General features: G+C 55.2%; 21 protein-coding genes. 10 read left to right on the top strand and 11 right to left on the bottom strand.

Translation table 11 applies throughout. The features are described 5' to 3' along the window. Positions 1-20: 20 nt before the first annotated feature. Positions 21-245 carry a hypothetical protein gene (locus EPN93_03645; GenBank protein ID TAL38834.1) on the bottom strand — a complete coding sequence of 75 codons (225 nt, stop codon included), beginning with the start codon at positions 243-245 and terminating at the stop codon, positions 21-23. A 183-nt stretch (positions 246-428) separates the two neighbouring features. On the opposite strand from EPN93_03645, the gene EPN93_03640 reads away from it, so the two are divergent. Next, positions 429-1,343 carry a hypothetical protein gene (locus tag EPN93_03640; protein ID TAL38833.1) on the top strand — a complete coding sequence of 305 codons (915 nt, stop codon included), beginning with the start codon at positions 429-431 and terminating at the stop codon, positions 1,341-1,343. On the opposite strand, the gene EPN93_03635 is transcribed toward EPN93_03640, so the two are convergent. From EPN93_03635 to EPN93_03605, 7 genes are all read right to left on the bottom strand, one after another. After that, positions 1,340-1,756, bottom strand: a complete 417-nt coding sequence (locus EPN93_03635) for a PilZ domain-containing protein (GenBank protein TAL38832.1) — start codon at positions 1,754-1,756, stop codon at positions 1,340-1,342. The genes EPN93_03640 and EPN93_03635 overlap by 4 nt on opposite strands. Further along, a complete protein-coding gene (locus EPN93_03630) occupies positions 1,753-2,235 on the bottom strand; it encodes a GNAT family N-acetyltransferase (GenBank protein TAL38831.1) in 483 nt (160 codons plus the stop codon). Before EPN93_03630 ends, EPN93_03635 begins: the two co-directional genes overlap by 4 nt. A gap of 1 nt (position 2,236) precedes the next feature. Next, positions 2,237-2,830, bottom strand: a complete 594-nt coding sequence (locus EPN93_03625) for an SPOR domain-containing protein (protein TAL38830.1) — start codon at positions 2,828-2,830, stop codon at positions 2,237-2,239. A gap of 120 nt (positions 2,831-2,950) precedes the next feature. Beyond that, complete coding sequence (locus tag EPN93_03620; protein ID TAL38829.1) at positions 2,951-3,703, bottom strand: rRNA pseudouridine synthase; 753 nt, start codon at positions 3,701-3,703, stop codon at positions 2,951-2,953. Continuing rightward, on the bottom strand, positions 3,675-4,472 hold the full coding sequence (locus EPN93_03615) for an SH3 domain-containing protein (GenBank protein ID TAL38828.1): 798 nt from the start codon (positions 4,470-4,472) through the stop codon (positions 3,675-3,677). The genes EPN93_03620 and EPN93_03615 overlap by 29 nt, the downstream gene beginning before the upstream one ends. A 128-nt stretch (positions 4,473-4,600) precedes the next feature. Further along, positions 4,601-4,972 (bottom strand): DUF1232 domain-containing protein, encoded by a 372-nt coding sequence (locus EPN93_03610; GenBank protein ID TAL38827.1) that lies wholly within the window; start codon positions 4,970-4,972, stop codon positions 4,601-4,603. Positions 4,973-5,003: 31 nt separating this feature from the next. Then, on the bottom strand, positions 5,004-6,464 hold the full coding sequence (locus EPN93_03605; GenBank protein ID TAL38826.1) for a M20 family peptidase: 1,461 nt from the start codon (positions 6,462-6,464) through the stop codon (positions 5,004-5,006). A gap of 486 nt (positions 6,465-6,950) precedes the next feature. Here EPN93_03605 and EPN93_03600 point away from each other — a divergent pair, with 486 nt between their 5' ends. The 9 genes from EPN93_03600 to EPN93_03560 all read left to right on the top strand — a co-directional run bounded on the left by EPN93_03600 (position 6,951) and on the right by EPN93_03560 (position 18,877). Next, a complete protein-coding gene (locus EPN93_03600; GenBank protein ID TAL38825.1) occupies positions 6,951-7,769 on the top strand; it encodes a GDSL family lipase in 819 nt (272 codons plus the stop codon). A 40-nt stretch (positions 7,770-7,809) separates the two neighbouring features. Beyond that, entirely contained in the window at positions 7,810-10,680 is a 2,871-nt protein-coding gene (locus EPN93_03595; protein ID TAL38824.1) for a hypothetical protein, read from the top strand. A gap of 153 nt (positions 10,681-10,833) precedes the next feature. After that, entirely contained in the window at positions 10,834-11,277 is a 444-nt protein-coding gene (locus tag EPN93_03590; GenBank protein TAL38823.1) for a 50S ribosomal protein L13, read from the top strand. Between the two features lie 25 nt (positions 11,278-11,302). After that, positions 11,303-11,695, top strand: a complete 393-nt coding sequence (locus EPN93_03585) for a 30S ribosomal protein S9 (protein ID TAL38822.1) — start codon at positions 11,303-11,305, stop codon at positions 11,693-11,695. A gap of 74 nt (positions 11,696-11,769) precedes the next feature. Then, positions 11,770-12,432: a regulatory protein RecX gene (locus tag EPN93_03580; GenBank protein ID TAL38821.1), complete on the top strand. Its 663-nt coding sequence runs from the start codon at positions 11,770-11,772 to the stop codon at positions 12,430-12,432. Next, positions 12,419-15,052, top strand: coding sequence for an alanine--tRNA ligase (alaS, locus tag EPN93_03575; GenBank protein ID TAL38820.1), 2,634 nt, complete (start codon positions 12,419-12,421; stop codon positions 15,050-15,052). The genes EPN93_03580 and alaS overlap by 14 nt, the downstream gene beginning before the upstream one ends. Before the next feature lie 100 nt (positions 15,053-15,152). After that, the gene (locus EPN93_03570; GenBank protein ID TAL38819.1) at positions 15,153-15,515 is read left to right on the top strand and encodes a response regulator; all 363 of its coding nucleotides are present in this window, start codon (positions 15,153-15,155) and stop codon (positions 15,513-15,515) included. Continuing rightward, positions 15,515-16,732: a glucose-1-phosphate adenylyltransferase gene (glgC, locus tag EPN93_03565; GenBank protein ID TAL38818.1), complete on the top strand. Its 1,218-nt coding sequence runs from the start codon at positions 15,515-15,517 to the stop codon at positions 16,730-16,732. The genes EPN93_03570 and glgC overlap by 1 nt, the downstream gene beginning before the upstream one ends. A gap of 60 nt (positions 16,733-16,792) precedes the next feature. Next, positions 16,793-18,877: a DUF1926 domain-containing protein gene (locus tag EPN93_03560; protein TAL38817.1), complete on the top strand. Its 2,085-nt coding sequence runs from the start codon at positions 16,793-16,795 to the stop codon at positions 18,875-18,877. A gap of 3 nt (positions 18,878-18,880) precedes the next feature. On the opposite strand, the gene EPN93_03555 is transcribed toward EPN93_03560, so the two are convergent. The 3 genes from EPN93_03555 to EPN93_03545 form a co-directional block, all read right to left on the bottom strand. Beyond that, a complete protein-coding gene (locus tag EPN93_03555) occupies positions 18,881-19,267 on the bottom strand; it encodes a hypothetical protein (protein ID TAL38816.1) in 387 nt (128 codons plus the stop codon). Positions 19,268-19,724: 457 nt separating this feature from the next. Continuing rightward, entirely contained in the window at positions 19,725-20,105 is a 381-nt protein-coding gene (queD, locus tag EPN93_03550) for a 6-carboxytetrahydropterin synthase QueD (protein ID TAL38815.1), read from the bottom strand. 34 nt (positions 20,106-20,139) lie between these two features. Next, positions 20,140-21,174 (bottom strand): DegT/DnrJ/EryC1/StrS aminotransferase family protein, encoded by a 1,035-nt coding sequence (locus EPN93_03545; GenBank protein TAL38814.1) that lies wholly within the window; start codon positions 21,172-21,174, stop codon positions 20,140-20,142. Positions 21,175-21,289: the final 115 nt, after the last annotated feature.

Genomic DNA, 21,289 nt, shown 5'->3' with positions numbered 1-21,289 from the left:
AAACCCGGGCAGAGGGGGATTCAATCCAGACGGTACTTTTTAATCTTTGTCTTGAGGGTGTTCCTGGCAATATCCAGGAGCCTGCTCGATTTTTGCAGGTTCCAATCCGTGAATTCCAGGGTTTTCGCGATGTGTGCGCATTCGACCTTATCCAGCACCTGCTGCAGGGTTTCATAACCGTTGGTCAATTCCGCTCCTTTTCTTTTCTTGACGACGGGTGCAGAGCTTTCTTTTTGCTTTTTCATGGCTACGCCTCTCGGTACTGGAATATAGTTTAAATTATAGCATAAATTTGGCGAGAAAAAATTTTTTTATTCATCACTACCAAAATTTTTTACTGTTTAATTTGTAATATTCAAAAATCATGGTCACAGTAAAATTCCCTCGAGGGGCGCCCTGTCGTCCCTGTACGGGAGGGACATAAAAACATGCGAAATCCCAGCGCTATTACCGCTCCGGTCGGGCCAATCCTGGTCGCCATCCTGTTCATGTTCTGGAGCGCTCCCATTTCCTCCCAGATGCCGGATTGGGTGACCGTTCGTGACCGCGACGGCAATACGATGTTCATGGATCGTAATGGCAGGATATATTGCGATGGCGATCCCCGGCCCGGATTTATCAGGGTATCGGCCGATAACGCGAGTTTTTACCTCCACCAGGGCGCCGAACTCATCAGGAACCACTACAAGAGGGAGGGCCTGACGGTTCTAAAATCCATACTCGCGCTTCCCGAGAAGGATGAGCGCGTGCGGAAGGCCCGCGAGGGCGCGTCGGCACTCGTAAACGCGTTTGTAAAAAGCGAAGGCGATCGGTTCGATTCCCTTAACGCGCAGGCATCCCTGTTTCACATTAAGGCGGACGGGATCGAATCCGTTATCAATGATAAGTACGGATACAGGTTTGATATCCGAGGCAGGGTGGCCATCCTTAAATCGAGCGAGCGGAAAACGGGCCAATCTGGCTATCACGGGCTTTCATTCAGCGTGATCCTTGAAACCGGTTCCCCGGCAGCCGCAGAGGAGAGTGCGAGCGATGCGCTCGTCGCGCTTGATGTGGAGAAATTCCCTGAACGGGCCGTCTCCGTGGCCAGGGCGGAGGACCATTGGCGTAAAACCCTGGGTGCCGATACGTTCATCCGGACCAGGCATCGTTTCGATGAGCAGGCCATTGAGTACGAGTTTTCCGATGCGAAGGCTCCCTACGGGGGTTTCGAGGCCATATACCTCGCGGGCAGGAAGGTAATCTGCCTGCGCATCATTTCACCGGCGCAAAAATTCCAGGCACAAACTGCAAAGTTCCGGGAAATCCTGAAAGGATTTTCTACGGTTAACGGCGCGGATTAATCAATATCGAGTGCGCTATCGGGGTCATCGTCATCATCGCGTGACGGCTTCGTGAACAACAAGGGCTGGCCCTTTCCTTTCGCTTCCCTGGAAAGTGAAGGATATTCGTAATTGAACGCTTCCACGAATCGCCCGATCTCTTCCTCTGAATTCAGGAATTTCACGCCTACCTCGCGGCCGTCCAGGCGAAGTACCTGCGCCTCGAGAATTACTTTCGCGTTTTTAAACGGAAACTTGATCAGCAGGACATCGTTTTTTGTGAGAATCGAGTTCCTGAGAAAGCATAATCCCCCCGAGGAGATGTTGACTATTTCCACCTTGAAGGGCGTTTCGCTGCCTTTGACCTTGTATTCAATGAAACTGTTGGGAATCCTGATCCTTCCCGTATTTCTCTTGTCTATCGACTTTCTCATTGGGCTCCGACTTCCTGTACATGGTGATATTCCAGGGCTGTTTCCCCGCACTCCTCGCGGTGAGAGCAATGGTCGCAGTCTTTCCAGATTTTTTCGGGAAGGGATTCCTTGGGCACCTCGACAAATCCAAGCTTACGGAAAAAATCGGGTGAGTAGGTCAGCACGAATACTTTTATATGAACGCCGCCCGCCTCCAGGCGCTCGTTGAGGTGGCGCACGAGGCTTGATCCGATGCCGCCGCCTGAGAGCTCCTTCCGTACGGCCAGCGAGCGGATTTCCTTGAGCCGGGGGCCGTAATTGTGGTAGGAAATCGTTCCCGCGATTGCGCCCCCGCTTTCAGCGACAAGGAAAGTCCTGATTTCGCGTGCAATTTCCTCACGGGTTCGCTTCAGTATGAGTCCTTCCTTTGCATAGGGACGCAACAGTACCAGGATATCGTTGATATCGGAAGGGCTGGCGGGACGTACGGTTACGGGCATATCATCGCTTGACTATTGTGGCGTTATCGAACCAGTCCTTATTCGGATATGCGCTTATTTTTTTCAAGGATATTTCAGCTTCTTTTTTTTCCTTGAAGGGGCCAATGTAGAGGCGATAGCTCTGGTTGTTCTTTGCCAGGATCACGGTATGGCCCTTGCCGCTCAGGAATGTGGCGATCTCCTGCGATTTCGATTTGTCGAGATCGCCTCCCAGGCGCACGGCGTAGGGATACTCGTCCCGCGGGAATACATTTTTCCCCTTGGAATGCTCCTGGCTGGTTTCGGCCGAGGCGTCCTCGCTGATAAAAGACGACATCCTGCTTCCGATATCGGTCATCATTTTTTTCGTGTGCTCGTCTACTATCTCGTTCCTGGAGCCCGAGGTGAACTTGATGCCGATGATCAGCCCCGCGGTAAAGGAGATGATGCACAGCGCGATGATGAACGACATCATCCGGCTGGCGCGCTTGCGGTTGCAATCCTGCTCCCGGTGATGGGTATTGGAGAGGCGCGTGAAATACTCGGGGTCCTGTATATCGAGTTGCATGGGAAAATTCTTTGCGGGACGCCTGGTGTGGAAATCCATGTTTTGCATAGGTTTGTCAGTTCCCCTGTGAATATACAGGCGCGCGCGCCTGACGCTCTCCGGCTGCCGGGGCGAACGCCGCCCCGCAGCATAACTATGTTTTATTTTCGACCGTGCGGGGGGATACGATTAGGAAAAATCGGTTTTCGGACGGGGAGCGAGGAGCTGGCGGAGCAGACGTATTTCTCCGGGCTTGAGAAGCCGGTACTCCCCTGAGTGGAGCCTTCCAAGGCTGATGGGGCCGAATCGGACCCGTGCGAGCTTTTTGACCTTGTATCCGAACGAGGTGAACATGATGCGAATCTGGCGCTTTTTGCCTTCATTGATGGTGATCCTGACCGCGTCGCCCACCGGCCCGACGGGGGATATGCTCGCCCTGTTGGTCCTCTTCCCGTACAGGAAGATGCCTTTTTCAAGGCGTTCCCGGTCCCGGGAATCGAGGGGCCTGTCAAGATTGACGATGTATTCTTTCTCTACGCCGAACTTGGGGTGGGTGAGGGTGTAGGCGACATCGCCGTCGTTGGTGAGGAGGAGCAGGCCCTCCGTGTCCTTATCGAGCCTGCCCACCGGGAAAACCCCGGCATGCCTGAATCGGTCTGGGATGAGGTTGAACACGATGGCCCGCCCTTCGACGTCTTCGGCGGTGGTGAGATATCCCTTGGGCTTGTTGAGCACGAGGTAATAGAATGTGCCAATCATGGTCACCCGGGTTCGGTTGATGGTCACCTTGTCGACGTCCGGGTCCACCCTGTGAGAGAGGTCCGTGATGACGGTGTCGTTCACGCGAACCTTGCCCTCAAGAACAAGATTTTCGACCTTGCGGCGCGAGCCGAGACCGCAGGCCGCGAGGTATTTATTGATTCTTATCTGGTTGTTTTCCACTGTCAACGGGCGCCTTCGCGGCCTCTTTACCGGCCTTTTTCTCTTTTTCCTTCTCTTTGTCTTTTTCGGCCTTTTCTGCCTCGATATCGTCCACGATCTTCTTGAACCTCAGGTTCCATCCGTCGACCTTGGTTTCGAGACGATACACGGTCCCCTTCTTGGAATACTTCACGTTCTTCCCGAACGAGGTACCCTCTGAAAAAAGGAGTTCGTTTTCCATATAATTGAAGGAATAGTCTCCCTCGATTTCCTTCTGGCCGCGCAGGTACGATTTGTATTTTCCATCTTCATAAAGCTCAAGCGCGTGATTGGTATAGTCGTCCCGAATGTCCACGCTCCACCACTTCCCGGAGAGCACCTTGCGGTATTTTTTTTCCTCGTCCTTGTAAATGGCGGTCACGTAGCTGTCGATCGATTCGGCCTGCGCGAGCTTGAAGGTCTTGATATTGCCGCCAAAGAGCCAGCCGGTGATGCCCTTTCCCATTTTAACCTTGTACCAGTAGTCGCTCAGCTTTCCGGCGGTGGACTTGTCCTTCGTCTGTTCAATTATCTCCACCCTGTCGCCTTTGTTGAGAAGGGCGATGCGCGTCGAGTAGAGGAGGGGATCGATGCGCAGATTCGCGTCGTCGCTGATGACAATGCCGTACTGCAGCACCTGCTCGCCGGCGGCGGGCTGCGTGCCGGACTTTCCCCGGCATGAGGGGATACATACGAGCATTGCGAGCGCCATCAGGGCTGCCCTGGAAGTTTGCGCGTGATTGGAAGCCATGTCTACCTCGGGAATACGGATGCTCCGGTCTGATCCTACTCTTAAATCCCGCCCGAACACCCTGAGTCAATCATTTTTATTCTCCGGGTGGCCATTTGCAAGAATTATTCAGCAGCGGCCTGCCGGCATTATCGGACAAATAGAATTAAAACAAGGCCGATGCAAAGTGCCCAGGCCGCGAGGACAATGAGAATCCCGGAGCGCATGGTGCGGGGTGAGGCGGATGAACGCGCCATTTCGCGGCATTCCTCCATAATCCCGGGTGGGATGAGCGCGCGCGACGCAGCTATGCCAAGCGGCAGGAGGATGATATCGTCAAGAAGCCCCAGGACCGGGATGAAATCGGGAATGAGATCGATGGGGGAGAGGGCATAGGCCGCGACGATAAAGGCGAGCGCTTTCGCATACCATGGCGTGCGCGGATGGCGCAGCGCATAAAAAAGCGTGCGGGCCTCCATGTCGAGAGCCCGCACGCGTTCTTTCATTGTATTCTGCTTCATGCCGCGCCTGTAGCGGGTACGGTCGAAAAGTCTACTTCGCGTCCGCGTTTTGGATAAGCTGGATGTAAAACCTGATGCACTGTTCGTAATTTTCCGTGCTCATGCGCTCGTTGGTCCCGTGTATGCGGGGCAGGTCGTCCGGTTTGGTGATCGTTGGTCCAAACCGGAAAATACTTTCCGTCACGTTCGCGTAATGCCTGGAATCCGTCGCCCCGAGCACCAGGTAGGGGCTTACGATCGTATCCGGGAACAGCTGGCGGATTGTCTTCTGGATATTCTTGTAGCTTCCGGATTCGACGTCGGATATCCTGGACGGGTTGTCGGTCTGAAATGCCTTGATCTGCACCCGGGGATCATCGATGGTCTTTTTCACGTATTCGGTAACGCTTTCGACCGTGTCGCCCGTAATGATCCGGAAGTTTATCACCCCCACCGCCTTCGAGGGCAGCACGTTTTCCTTGACGCTGCCCTGGAGCATTGTCGGGGCGATGGTCGTGTGCAGGGAGGCAGCCATGGATGCGGATTTCGAGAGCTGTGATTTCACCATGCCACCCAGGAGCCAGAGGTTCGAAAGTGCGATCCTGTTGCCGAACGGCATCTCCGGTCCCAGGGTCTCGAACATGAGTTTTACCGGGCCGTCGATCTTTTCAGGGAAGGGATTGTCCTGGATCTTCGCGATGGCCTTGCTGAGAATACCCACCGCCGTCTCCCTGGGCGGCATGGACGAGTGGCCGCCCTCGGCGGTCACGGTGAGCTCCAGGGTCAGGTAGCCCTTTTCCGCGATACCAAGGAGCGCGACCTTCTTGTCGATCCCCTTCACGATATCCTGGGTGATGGTCCCGCCTTCATCGAGCACGAACTCGAGCTTGATGCCGCGCGACGCGAGGAGCTCGGCGATTTTCTTGTTCCCGTTCGCGCCGCCCACTTCCTCGTCATGCGAGAAGGCGAGGTAGACGGTGCGTTTCGGTTTGAACCCCTTCCCGACGAGGTATTCGACGGCCTCGAGGATGCCCATCACCCCTACCTTGATGTCCTGAGTCCCGCGTCCCCAGATGAAGCCGTCGGCGTTTTTCCCGGAAAAGGGGGGCTGGGTCCAGCTTGATTCGGTTCCCGGCTCGACGGGTACCACGTCGAGGTGCGACATGAGAAGCGCCGGCTTCAGGGATTCGTCGCTTCCCTTCCAGGTGTAGAGCAGGGTCAGGTCATTCACGGTTTCCTTTTTCAGTTTAGCGTGCACCCCGGGAAACGCCTCCTGGATGAAGCGATGCAGCCCGAGAAACTCATTGCGATCGACCTTTGATTGGTCCTGGAATGAAATGGTTTTAAACTGGATGGCGCGGGAAAAATTCTGGAGCGCCTTTTTAATGTCCAGCTTCACGGCGGGCGCGGGTTCTGCATTGATCTGTTTCGAGGTGAAAAGGCTCATGCGAATGAAGAGAACGGCCAGCAGTACTATGAATACCGCAAGCGCGCCAAGCGCGATCTTTTTCATGTGGGTCCCCCTGGAATGCGGATTAAAAGCAGCCGAGCTGGCAGCCCTGAATCTTTATCTTTAATTCGTTGAGCTTTTTTCCCACCTGGGCGGGCGCTATATCGAGCCGCTCGGCTATGGCGAGCGCTTCTTTACAGGGAATCTTACCGTCCTTCACCTTCTTGTTGATTTCTTCGACCAGATTGTCCATCGGCAACTCCGTTTATCGTAGCGTAACCATGAAATTATATCAGTAACGATGTTTTTATCAATTCTTTATTTGCTGTTCAGGCAAAATTTGCATATTTTCATTAAACTTTGGACTTGTTGCGAAGCTGCCGTCTCGCGCTCGCAGGGAACCCGTGCGGGGGGCTTCACCCCTTTTACCCCGTAAAAAATGGAGTTATGCAACAAGTCTGTTATCATTTTGTCCGCAGGCGCATGCAGCCCGGCCGTCGGGTGGCAATGAGGGCAAATCGGAAGGAAAATTGCCGCGAATAATTAAAACTGGAACGGTGTGAACCCGGAAATGAACTTGACCCGGCCGGTTGTCCCGGTATAGAAGATTCCGGATCAATAAGCATTATCCCGATTTCCAGGAGCGGTCCCTTGCGAAAAATCCGGAATATCCGCCTGCTGACGGCGACGCTGCTTTTCGTGTATGCCTGCGCCGCCACGCCCGATTATTCCGCCGTCCGCCCCGCGCAACGGGGCGAGGAATGGTGGAAGAAAAGGTTCACGACGCAAAACGATCGCGCCCGGTGGGCAAATTTCGACGTGGTCTTCGTGGGCGACTCGCTCACGCAGGGATGGGAGACGGCCGGCAAGAAGGCCTGGGAGCGCTACTACGCGCCGCGCAGCGCCCTGAACCTGGGTATTATCGGCGACCGGACGCAGCACGTGTTGTGGCGGCTGGACAACGGCAACATCTCCCACCTCTCGCCCCGTCTCGCCGTCCTGCTTATCGGTGCCAATAACAGAAGGTATAATACCTCACTCGAGATCGCGGAGGGGGTTACCGCGGTCGTGGAAAAATTGAAGATGAAATTTCCGGCGGCGAAGGTGCTCGTGCTCGGCATCTTCCCGTGCGATGAAGACATGTCGGTGTATCGGACCAAGATCTTCGAAACGAATCGAATGCTCTCCCTCCTGGACGACGGCCGGCGGGTGTTCTTCCTGGACATCGGGCGGAACTTAATCACGGGCGAGGGGGGCACGCTCTCGCGCGACATCATGCCCGACTTCCTGCATCTTTCCAGGAAAGGCTACGACATCTGGGCCGAATCCATGGAACCGGCGATGAAAAGGCTCCTTGACGAAAAATAGAACTTGCAAAACTCACCGCGGATTATAAAAGGTGCATCCCATGAAACGTCATATTTTTATTTTAATACTCGCGTGTGCCGGCTCCCTCGCGCTCCTCGCGCTCGCCCAGGAAACCGTGTGCGCGCGCTACGGCGTGAGTTATTTCCCCGCATTCAGGGATTACGTGCCCGCGGCGCTCCTCTCCCTCGCGGCGCAGCCCGCGGAATCCGATAAAACAGCGGACGATCCGAAACCGGCCATCGAAAAGCTTCCCGTCTTCGACGACGGCAAGGGCCACGAGAGGCTTGCGCGCTTTTTCAAAAAACTGTACGAGCTCGAGAAGAAGGACAGGAAGAAGGTCCGGATTCTCCACTACGGCGATTCGATCATCTGGGGCGATATCTTCACCCTGGGGCTGAAACGGCGCTTCCAAAAGGACTTCGGCGACGGGGGGCGCGGCGTCGTACCGATCATCTACACGCGGCACACCGACATTAAGGACTATGTAAACAGCACTAACAAATCGGAGTTTTATTTGAAGGATCTCCTCCAGGGATTCCGCAAGGATCTGGTCCCCCTCCTGGACCCGGGCGTAAATCCCTGCCTGGGGTTTACCGGTGAGAGCGCGCTTCCGACAAATCCCTACGCGACGATCCGCTACGCGATCCCCGACGGGGGGACGCCGCTCGAGCGCCTCCAGATTTTCCTTCGCGCGCCCATGAACGACGGCGCGGAGAGCGCCGAGTACCGGGCGAACATCGCGTGCGTGCCCGCGGGGCAGAGCGGCGAGGAAAAACTCAACTGGAAAATTTCCCTGAAGCCGGACGAAACGGGCGTGGTCAATTTCAATATTCCGCCCTCAAAGGGAGTGAATATCGATTTTTCGGGGGCCGATGCGCGGCTTCCCTGGGTTGACGCGGTGAACCTGGAGACGGCGCAGGGCCTGGTGTACAACACCGTATGCCGCATGGGAACGTTCATGTCCTGGCTGAACATGATCCCCGAAAAGAATCTGGAGCCCTCGATCAAGGCGCTCGCGCCGGACCTCATCATTTTCCAGTGGGGAATGAACGAAGCCATCGAGCTCCAGCAAAACAAGCAGTTCTCGGCGGAGCTCTACAAGGCGCAGACGACCAGGTGGCTCTCGAGGATCAAGGGCATCTATCCCGACGCGGACTTCATGCTTATCGGACCCATCGAGGCGATCAACACCTGGCACGGGAAGGCGCTCGCGCTGGTCGAGGTGCACGAGATCATCCGCATGCAGCGCGAGATGGCGAAAGAGCTCGGCATGGCCTTTTTCAACCCCTACGAACACCTGGGCGGCGAAGGACAGATGTTCGAGATGGTGAAGACGGGGCTCGCCATAAGCGATCACACGCACTTCACCGTCAAGGGGGGCGAAAACCTCGCGGAGGGGTTTTACCCCATGCTCATGAACGCGTACAAGTCCTCCACCGGCAGGGCGGGCGACGTGAAGGCCACCGGAACCGCGCTCATACGGGAGGAAAAGCGCGAGCCCATTATGTTCAATTCGAAATCCTTCGTCTATTTCATGGCGGTGGTGCTCGTGATCGCGGGGCTGTTGTCGCGGCTTCCCCGGTTCCGGGTCGCGTTCATTCTCGCGGCGTCATGCATGTTCTACCTTTCATGGCAGGTATGGCCCATCGTGTTCCTTCTCGGGATTTCCGCCCTCGATTATTTTCTCGCCCTGGGAATCGAAAATGCCCAACTGCGCGGGCGAAGGGGATCCCAGTACGTCGTGCTTTCGCTTCTCGCGAACCTGGGGGTGCTGTTTATCTTCAAGTATTTCGATTTTTTTTCTACGCTCATAAGCGATGTCCTGAGCGCCGGCGCGCACAGGATAGATCTTCCCCTTCTTAAAGTGGCGCTCCCGGTGGGAATCTCGTTCTATACCTTCCAGAGATTGTCCTACACGATTGACGTCTGGCGGGGGCACATGAAACCGGAGTCCCGGTTTCTGCCGTTCATGATGTATGTCAGTTTCTTTCCGCAGCTCCTCGCGGGTCCCATTGTAAGGGCGAAGGAGTTCCTGCCCTCGCTTAGTGAAAAGCTGAGGCATTTCGCCGTGGACAAAGAAAAGGTTCTCGCGGCGCTCTTCCTCATCATGACCGGGCTTATTAAGAAAACCGGCGCTGACTGGCTCGCGGTGAACCTTGTCGACCGTGTTTTCACCAGCCCCCAGATGTTTTCGTCGCTCGAGACCGTAACCGCGCTCTATGCGTATACGGTACAGATATATGGCGATTTTTCCGGTTATACCGATATGGCGGTGGGAAGCGCGATGCTCCTGGGGTACAACCTCACGCTGAATTTCAATCGCCCCCTGCAATGCATTTCGATCACCGATTTCTGGAAACGCTGGCATATTTCACTGGGAACCTGGTTCAGGGACTACCTGTATTTCGGCCTGGGGGGGAACAGGCGCCACGTTTACCTTAATCTCCTTTTCGTGATGAGCATATGCGGTCTCTGGCACGGCGCGAACATGAATTATTTTTTCTGGGGAGTGTACATGGGCCTTTTCCTGGTCCTGGAGCGCAGGTTCAAGCTGAACGAGAAGGAGATCGCAAACCCGGTCAAGAGGGCCTTCAGGATATTCGTCGCTATTCAAATACTGGCCGCGGGCTGGCTGCTTTTCCGCCCAAGCACCTGGGATGCGACCCTGATCATGGTTCGGAACATCGCCCAGGGTTCCCTGCAGGCGGCGAATCTGTCATTAACCCTGCTGGCCGTCATCGCGCTGTTTTTCGCGGTGCATTACACCCCGTTGAGCTGGAAGGACAAATTACGCGCCTACTGGATAGGAAGTCACCCGGCCCTCCAGGGGATGTGCGCGGCGGGAATCGCGGTATTCGTATATAATATCGCGACCGCCCAGGTGATGCCCTTCATCTACTTCAAGTTCTGAATTAATCATATTTTTTATTGACAAAAATACGCACCAATACTAGCGTTGCGCTCTGACTGTTTGACCCCAATCGGCAGTTATTCCTTTATCGAACGATCTCCAGACAGGGACAGTACGGTAACGAAGCGCAATTCGTATGCAATGAGGAATCCGATGAGCAAGCTACATAAAACATACTCGATGAAAGAAGCGGAAATCCAGAAGAAGTGGTTCATTGTCGACGCCGAGGGCAAGATCCTGGGCAGAATGGCCACCGAGATCGCCATAATCATCCGGGGGAAGCACAAGCCCACATACACCCCGCACCTGGACATGGGCGATAACGTGATCGTGATAAATGCCGACAAGATCAGGCTCACGGGCGCGAAGGCGCAGGACAATGAGTACTTTTCGCACAGCCAGTACCCGGGCGGAAAGAAATTCACCAATATCCAGAAAATTCTAAAAGAGAAGCCCGAATTCGTCGTGGAGCACGCGATCAAGGGAATGCTTCCGAAAGGTAAGCTGGGCAGGAAGTTATTCAAGAACCTGAAAGTATACGCGGGCACAGGGCACCCCCATGCGGCGCAGATGCCCGAGGTTCTGGAACTCAAATAGACATCTCGTATAAGGAGCACTATATATGGCAGCCGAGAAATTATACGCTACTGGCAGAAGGAAATCCTCCGTCGCGCGCGTGTATCTCAAGCCCGGTTCGGGCGTAATCAAGATCAACCACCAGCCCATTTCCAACTATTTTCGCAGGAAGACCCTCGAGCTTATCGTGCGCCAGCCGCTCGAACTCCTGGGGTCGGTGGGAACGTTCGATATCGAAGCCCAGGTGGACGGCGGCGGATGGTCCGGCCAGGCCGGCGCGGTGAAGCTTGGAATCGCACGCTGCTTGGTGAAGGTCGACGAGAAGCACCGCAAGCCGCTGCGTGACGCGGGATTCATGAGCCGCGACTCGCGCGAGGTGGAGCGCAAGAAGTACGGACGGAAAAAGGCGCGCAAGAGATTCCAGTTCTCCAAACGCTAGGACGTGCGTCGTACATTACGCATACACGGGAGGGTGTCCTTTTTACGGGGCATCCTCTTTTTATTTACACGGGCATGATCGAAGTCATCAGCATACGGACTAAAGGCGAATCCATATACGCCGAATTTTCCACGGGCGAGAAGCTGCTCGTCCCCCCTGACTTCGTGAAAATATATGGACTCGCGAGCGGAAAAAGCATTGACCCGTCATCCTTCGAAAAGCTAAAGGAGGGGGCGGAGCGCCACCGGTGCAGGCGCAAGGCGCTCGATCGCCTGGCCCTGAGGGCCCGGAGCGTCCGCGAGATGGAAACGTATCTCCAGGGAAAGGGTTTCCCGCGCGAGATGGTGACCGGGGTAACGGCTTCCCTCAAGGACGCGGGATACCTGGACGATTTTGAGTGCGCAATGCAGTATATCCGGGCGCGCAAGAGCCGGAAGGCGATGGGGAAAAACCTTCTCGCAGCCGAGCTCGCACGCAAGGGAATAGATCGCGGCACCGCGACGAAGGCGCTTGCAGAATCCGGCGCCGATACAAGCGACCCCGAGATGGTGTATGCGTGCGCGCGCAGCCGCCTGGCGCGGCTGGCCGGAAAACGAAACAGGCTTGGGAAACTGGCATACTTCCTGAACCGTCGCGGGTTCGACGCCCGCGAGGTGCGAGCGGCCATCGACCGCCTGCGGCGGGAAGGGCTGATTTCAGACGAATCGGAAGAGGAGATCCACGATGAAGGTCAATGAACTGAGGGAGTCGTTCCTGGATTTTTTCAAAGAGCGCGGGCACAGGATTGTTCCCTCGAGCGCGCTCATCCCGCGCGACGATCCCACGCTCCTGTTCACGACGGCGGGTATGGTCCAGTTCAAGCCCATGTTCGCGGGTACGGTAACGCTCGACTATACCAGGGCGGCCACGGTGCAGAAATGTCTCCGCACGAGCGACCTCGAAAATGTCGGCAAGACCGCCCGGCATTGCACCTTCTTCGAAATGCTCGGGAATTTTTCATTCGGCGATTATTTTAAAAAAGAGGCCATCGAGTACGCCTGGGATTATTCTACGCGGGTGATCGGCTTTCCAAAAGACGCCATATGGGTGTCCGTGTACGAAAAGGACGACGAGGCGGTCGAACTGTGGAATAAGCATATCGGCGTCCCGGGGGAAAAGATCGTACGCCTGGGTAAAAAGGACAATTTCTGGGGACCGGCGGGCGATTCGGGCGCATGCGGCCCGTGTTCCGAGCTTTATCTGGACCGCGGTCCCTCCTACGGCTGCGGGGATGCTGAATGCAAACCCGGATGCGAGTGCGACCGGTTCCTTGAATTCTGGAACCTCGTGTTCAACCAGTTCTACCAGGATACCAACGGGGCGCTTTCGCCGCTGCCGCAGACGGGTATCGATACCGGGATGGGCCTGGAGCGCCTCGCGACCCTCATCCAGAACGTGGAGACCATCTTCAGCACCGATGAGCTCATGCAGCTCGTGAATTTCGTCTGCCGGGAGAGCGGCGTAAGCTACGAAGGGAAAAACATCTCCCCGGTGAACGTCCTGGTGGAACACGCGAGGGCGCTCACCTTTGCGATGTCCGACGGCGCGTACCCGTCGAACGACGGACGGGGGTACGTCCTTCGACGCATTCTTCGCAGGGCCCTGCGCTTCGGCCGGCAGCTGGGTATATCGGACCCCTTCATTCACAGGATGGTGAAACCGGTGGTCGACATCTACGGGGTACAGTATCCCGAGCTTTTGAAAAGCCTCGACAACGTAAGCCGCGTGCTCCAGGGAGAGGAGGTGCGCTTCCTGGAAACCCTTGAAAACGGGATGGACCGGCTCGAAGAAGGAATGAAGTCGCTGCAGGGACGCGGAGAAAAAACGCTCCCGGGCAAAGATGCGTTCATTCTATACGATACCTTCGGCTTCCCCCTCGAGATGACGAACGAAATCGCGGGCGAAAACGGGCTCGCGGTCGATATCCCGGGCTTCGATGCGGAGATGGATAAGCAGCGGCAGCGGGGAAAGCAGAGCTGGAAGGCCGGGGATTTGGGAATCGAACGACTGTTCGAATCCGCTTCGAAAGAAGCAGGGGATACGGCATTCCGCGGGTACGAGCAAAACTCGGTGCGGGCGAAGATATCGGTGATGGGTTCGGAAGCGAAGTTGGTAAAAAGCCTCCTCGCCGGGGAAAAAGGCTTCATCGTGCTGCCCGAGACGCCCTTTTACGGGGAATCGGGCGGCCAGGTGGGCGACCAGGGACTCATCAGCTCGGAAAAAGGCGCCGTCTTCCGCGTCGATGACACCAGAAAGCTCAACAAGACAATGATACACGTAGGCGAGCTCGTGGAGGGCGCGCTGTCCGCGGGCGACGAGGTCACCGCCGAAATCGATATCGTGCGCAGGAACCTGATACGGGCGAATCATACCGCCACTCATTTGTTACAGGCTTCACTGCGCAGGGTATTGGGCGATCACGTGCACCAGACGGGTTCGCTCGTGGAGCCGGAAAGGCTGCGGTTCGATTTTACCCATTTCAAGGCCCTCGCCGAGGATGAACTTATGCAGATCGAAGACCTCGTGAACGACGTAATCTGGCGCGCGATTCCCGTGAACACCCAGGTCCGTGATCTCGATGAAGCGGTCAAGCTGGGCGCCATGGCCGTGTTCGACGAGAAGTACGAGGACAAGGTGCGGGTGGTGAGCGTGCCCGGTTTCAGCATGGAGCTGTGCGGCGGAACACACATGGACAACACCGGGAAGATCGGTGCATTCAAGATCATGCGGGAAGCGTCGCCGGGGGCGGGGATGCGCCGGATCGAGGCGATCACCCTCAAGGGCGTGCTCGAACGGATGAAGGCGAACGGCGCCATCGTATCCTCCATCATGGGCGCTCTCAACGCCACGGAAAGCGAAGTTCTGAGGAGGGTGAGCGATCTGCAGGAACGCGTGCGCGGGCTGGAAAAGGAGCTGGAAAAGACCAGGACGAAAAACATCACCGCGGACATGGACGGGATAATTGCCCGCGCGATCGAGGTGTCCGGGACCAAAATCATCGCCCACCAGGTAGCCGGCGCCGGTGTCGAAGAGCTGCGCGCGCTCGCGGACGCGATTCGCGTGAAATGCCGCGATTCCGTCGTCTGCCTGGGCAGCGAATCCAACGGGAAGCCCATGCTTCTCTGCGCCGCGACCCCACCCGCGGTGGGGAAGGGCGTAGACAGCGGCGCGATCATCAAAAAAGCGTCGCCCCACATAGGCGGGGGCGGCGGCGGCCGGAAGGACATGGCCCAGGCGGGGGGCAAGGACGCGAAGGGTATCGCACGGGCGCTCGAAGAAGCGCTGAAAACCGCGCAATCGATGCTCGGCGGACAATAGTGGACTCCCCGGGAAAATTTTATTGAAATCCCTAATCCCTGATGTTACACTTTAAATGCAGGGTCGTTCTGCGGAAATTCCACTAACCCCGGAGGGTGTAATGAGCAGGATACTGATCGTCGAGGATGAACAGCATCAGCGGGAGCTCTATGCCATGGAGCTCCAGGACGACGGGTACGAGGTGGAACAGGCGGCGAACGGAAAGGAAGCCGTCGAGAAGGTTAAAAACAACAAATACGACCTCGTCGTCCTCGACATCAGGATGCCCGAAATGGATGGCATCGAAGCGCTCGGGAAAATACTCTCCCGCGACAAGAAGATTCCGATCATCATCTACACGGCCTATTCGAATTATAAAAGCAATTTCATGACCTGGACCGCCGACGCCTATATTACGAAGTCATCCAATCTGGACGAGCTCAAGAATAAGATTAAGGAGATCCTCTCCAGCAGATCCAGATAATGGACGTCGATTTCCTGAAAAAAACGCTGGTGTTCCTGCTCTCGGGGGGACAGGGCGAGAGACTGCATCCGCTTACCAAGGACCGTTCCAAGCCCGCGGTCCCGTTCGGGGGAATCTACCGGATTATCGATTTTTCCCTGTCGAATTGCCTCAATTCCGACCTGAAAAAAATCATTGTCCTTACCCAGTACAAGTCCCTATCGCTTGACCGGCATATCAAGAACGCCTGGAACCTGTTCATACGCGACATGGGATACTTCATCGACGTGGTTCCCCCCCAGCAGCGCATCGACAACAACTGGTACCGCGGAACCGCGGATGCGATCTTTCAGAACATCTACATAATCGAGCAGGAAAAGCCCGACTATGTGCTGATACTCTCCGGTGATCACGTATACAAGATGGATTACCGGAAGATGTTGAAGTACCATATCGAAAACGACGCCGACATGACGATCGCCGCGGTCGAGACGCCCCTGGGCGAGGCCGACCGGTTCGGGGTGCTGGAGGTTGACCAATCGAACAGGCTTATCGGTTTCCAGGAGAAACCTCGCGACCCCAGGCCGATCCCCGGGAAGGGCGAAAGCGCGTTCGTTTCCATGGGGATATATATTTTCAAGACCGAGAAACTTGTGCGCTATCTTTCGGAAGATCACAAGCGTGAAGGCGAAAACGATTTCGGGAAAAATATCATACCCAGGATATACCCGTACGAACGCGTCTACGCCTACGATTACGTGGGTTACGAGGGGGAGCGCGCCTACTGGCGGGACATCGGGACCGTTAAGTCTTTTTTCGAGGCGAACATGGACCTGATCGCGGTTTCGCCGGTATTGAATCTTTATGACCACGGCTGGTCGATCAGGACCTACATGGAGCAGTCCCCGCCGGCAAAAATGGTATTCGAAGAAGGCGAACGAACGGGGCTTGCGATCAACTCAATAGTTTCGAACGGCGCCATCCTGAGCGGCGCACGGGTGTATCGATCCGTAGTGTCTCCCGGGGTTAAAGTAAACAGCTATTCCGAGATTCAGGACTGCATTCTCATGCACGGGGTCAATGTCGGGCGTCACTGCAAGATCAGGAACGCGATCATCGACAAATACGTAAACGTCCCGGAAGGGGAGACCGTGGGGTATGACCTTGAAAAAGACCGTACGCGGTTCACCGTGACCTCAGAGGGGATCGTCGTGGTACCCAAGCGCTACGTGTTTTAAGCACGTGCGTAAACAGACCGGGCAGGGCGACCTGTCTTTTTTATTCGGGAGAAAATTGCAATGAAGTGCCATTTTATATTCTGCCTGCACGATCACCAGCCGGTGGGCAATTTCGATCATGTGCTCGAGTGGGGATACAAGGACTGCTACCACAAGACCCTCCAGGTCCTCGAAAAATACCCGGGGTTCCGGTTCGCGGTGCATCATTCCGGACCGCTCCTGGAATGGATAGAATCGCATAATCCGGACTATATCGAGACCCTTAAACGGATGGTCGCACGAGGCCAGGTGGAAATAATCGGCGGCGGGTTTTACGAGCCGATATTTTCGATCATAAGCGAGCGCGACATCAGGGGTCAGATAGGCTTGATGCAGGAGTATTGCGCGTCCCGTTTCAACGTCAGGCCCAAAGGCTTCTGGACCGCAGAGCGCGTATGGGACCCGGAGATCCCGCGGCTCGTGTCCGGGTTCGGCCTCGATTACACGATTCTCGACGACAACCATTTCCGATACGCGGGCATCGAGGAAGAGGATCTATACGGGTACTTCCTGACCGAGCGGCTCGACCACTCCCTGCGGGTATTCCCCATCGACAAGTACCTGCGCTATTCGATCCCGTTCCACATGCCGCACGAGACGATCGCCTACTTCCGCGAAAAGACGGAGCGGCTGGGCGAATGCGCGTTCGTGTACGGCGACGACGGGGAAAAGTTCGGGATGTGGCCCGGGACGTTCGACTGGGTGTTTGGACAGAACTGGCTGGTAAATTTCATAGAAGCCGTGCTGAAAGAAGACTGGATCACGATGACCCTGCCTTCCGAATACATCGCCGCCCGGCCGCCCCGGGGCCGCGTGTACCTCACCCAGGGCAGTTACTTCGAACTTTCCGAATGGGCGCTGCCCTCGAGGGTCGCGGCGAAAATGGTGCGGATACACAAGGAAATCAAGGATTCCGGCAGGGAGCCCGATTTTTATCCCTTCCTGAAAGGGGGCATCTGGAACAATTTTCTCATCAAGTACCCCGAATCGAACGCGCTCAACAAGCGTACACTTCTGCTGAGCCAGGAGATCGCCGATCTTGAAAAGGACGGGAACACCGTGGACGAGGCAAAGCGCGAGCTCTACATGAGCGAATGCAACTGCGCCTACTGGCACGGCCTGTTCGGGGGAATATACCTCACCAACCTGCGTCACGCGCTCTACGTCCATCTTCTAGGCGCCGAGGCGCTCCTGGCCCGGTACCGGGGTCCGGGGAAAAGCCTGATCGAAAAGGATTTCTGGAACGAGGGGGATGCGCAGCTCCTCTTTCGTATGCCCGATTTTTCCGCGATTGTCGTTCCCCGGCGGGGCGGCTGCATGTCCGAGTTCGGCGTTTACGGAGAAAAATTCAATATTTTCGACACGATCCCGCGGCGCTACGAGGCCTACCATGAGGATTTGAAAAACCTTAATGAGGATGAGCCCGGTAAAAACGGCGAAGCGGTCAAATCGATACATGACACGGTGACGGTTAAAGAAAAAGGCCTCAAGCGCTACCTTGTGTACGATAATTCGCGGCGTTATTCATTCAAGGACCTGCTGTTCGGATCGATGCCGGACGCGGAAAACCTTATGCTGCGCCAATCCCCGGTCCATGACATGGGAAACGAACGTTACGAGGAAGACAGACCCAGGGGCGAAGCCGGGGCGGACATTTCATTGCGGGCCCGGGCGCATTGTTTTTCAAAATCGCCTGAAATCCGGAAAAGTTACTTTTTCAATGATCATGAGCCCGAGGTAAGGGTCCGATACGCGATCACCGGGGGAGAGGGGCTGGTCTTCGGGGTAGAGCTGAATATCAACCTGCTTGGCGGACATGACGAGGACCGGTATTACGAATTGCCCGGCGTTCCCAGGGAAGACTCGTACCTTGACGCCATAGGATTCAACGATGCCTGTCGCGAATTTCGCATGGTGGATCGATACTCCAAATTAGTCGTAACGCTGACCTCCACCGGGGACCCTGCACTGGCGAGGTATCCCATATTCACGGTGTCACAATCCGATCGAGGGTTCGAGAAGAACTACCAGGGGAGCTCGCTTGTTTTTCTGCATGCGTTACGCGGCCAGACCGATACGTTCGAGCTTAAGGTTCGTATCGAGTAACGTTCATTCCTCTTTTTTATTCGCCACCTGGACCAAGTCCTTGTTGACCGCCTTGTAGTGCACGGGGCTCATCTTTACGAGCGTAAAGAACAGCCCCTCATCCCTGTGTTTCAGCATCATGTTGATATGGGAGACAAGGTCCCTTATTTCCAGATCTTTCCTGAGCAAGCCGTTTTTACGGTCGTTCTCCACGGTTTCCCGCATGAATTGCATGTGCCCGTTTATAAATTCAAGGGCCAGTTTTTTTTCCTCGGAATCCGCCTTGAAGTCCCGGACCGCCGCATTTATGTTTTCCTGTTCCAGGAGCGCACGCGCCTCCCTGGCCACTGCATTCCGGTCGGGATTGAGCGGTTCTTTAACTGGTTCCGACGAAACCGTATTTTCGGACATGGATAAACCGTCTCTCTGGAAATTTCAGTCGATATGGAAAATGTACTCCGGGCAGGATACTATGGCAAAACAAAAAGAGGATATTCATTGAATATCCTCTTTTTGGACAAATTGAAGAGTAATTTACTTACTTCTTCTCGGGAGCCTTTGCGGCTTCTTTCTTGTCGTCAACCTTCTTGTCGTCAACTTTCTTGTCTTCCATCTTCTTCTCTTCGGGGGCCTTGGGAGCCTTGTCGCAACCTACGAAGCTGAAGCTGACTGCCAGGATCATGGCGAAAAGCAGTACGAGAATATTCTTTTTCATATTCTTTAAACTCTCCTAATAAATTTTGGATGGATAGTGATTTTTAAACATAAAAAATTCAAGCAATTATTTTTTCAAAGTTGAAATATTTTTGGCTTTTCGGCAGTTTGTAACAGTATAAGTGAACATATAAATCAAATATGTTCATCTCTTTTACCGCTCAGGAATATAGGTGCAGCGCGAGGTGTCGGATTCCCAGACAACCACGGATTCAAGCTCTGCCATGGCTCCAAACCCTGAAAGCTTGTCCCCCAGGAGAAGGGCTATGTGAGCGGCAATATTTTCAGAACTGGGATTCTTATCCCTGAAAAAAGGCAATTCGTTCAGATTTTTATGATCGAGCTCGGCGATAATCGGTTTTAGCAACGCCTTGAGGTCGTGAAAATCGATGAGAAGACCCGTTTTATTGAGCGTACGTCCCCGAACGCTCACTACGACGCGCCAGTTGTGTCCGTGCAGGTTTTCACATTTGCCCTTATATCCGTTCAGCTGGTGGGCCGAGGCAAAACTGTCTTCAACAGTGAGAATATACATTTGGTTCCCTCATGGGGTGCTCGAAGTCCCCTGTTTAGATAAACTTAGCGAGGGTCTTCGCAATTTTCTCGATTTCCTTCTTGGATAAGGTCGGATAGACGGGAAGGGCATAGAGTTTTTTAGACATCCTGTCGCTATTCGGGTAATCCATTCCTCTCAAGCCCAGATGCTGATGCAACGGGACCGCACAGGGATGAATCACCTCGATGCCGCTTTTCTTCCAGAATTTTTCCGTCTTTTCGGCGCTGGCGTCAAACAGGATCGGAAAGGATTGGTATACGAAACCGTCGCTGAATGCGTAAATCGTGCGGTGCGGCGTATTTTTCAAGACCTCATGGTAAACCCTCGCGATATCCCTCCTGCGCCTGATAAAGTCCTGGAGCCGGGATAACTGGGAAACGCCCATCGCGCCCTGGAAATCGGTCATGGTGTAATCGAAAGAAGGGATCGGTCCGGAAGATGACCTTGAGTCGCGCATCGAGGAAAAATGCCTTGAGTTGTTGGTGAGCACGACCCCGCCGTTGCCAGTGGTAATCATCATGGAGGGTGCGAACGAGGCGATGGTGATCAAACCGTCCTGGCCCGCGGACTTCTCCTCGTATTCCGCCCCGATTACATGCGAAATATCCTCTATTAGGGGTACGCCCAGTTCCCGGTATTCCGCCATGGGTACCATGAAGCCAAAGGTATGGCCCAGAACCAGGGCCTTCGTCGCCGTGGTAATTTTTTCCCTGACCTGCCCGACAGACGGAATCAGGGCATTCTCGTCGATATCCACCAGCACGGGCAGGGCCCCCATGAGACGCAGGGCGTTGAGCGGTGCGGGGTCGAAGTAGGACGGCAGCAAGACCTCGTCACCCGGCTTAAGATCGAGTGCAATAAATGCGAGGTGATATGCCGAGGTGAGCGAATTGGTCGCGAGAGCGTACTTGAGCCCGGTGAGTTCGGATACCTGCGACTCGAAACTCTTGATAATGTCGCCGGATTCGAGTTTTTCGCTGATAAGGCAGTCGAGAACGCTCTCGAGCTCCTTTCGGGTGATCGTGGGCTTGCATGAAACTATGCTCATCTGTGCGACCTCGTGACCTTTTATAGGGGGAAATATCGCGCCACTATGGTACAGCAAGTACGAAGGTCAAGAACCTTTTGCCAGCGTGCGCGATCCGCGCCTGATAGCGAATCTG

The organism is Spirochaetota bacterium, from assembly GCA_004297825.1.
Classification (GTDB): domain Bacteria; phylum Spirochaetota; class UBA4802; order UBA4802; family UBA5368; genus FW300-bin19.
The sequence above is the reverse complement of the archived record's forward strand: the minus strand, read 5'-3'. Positions and strand labels throughout refer to the sequence as shown.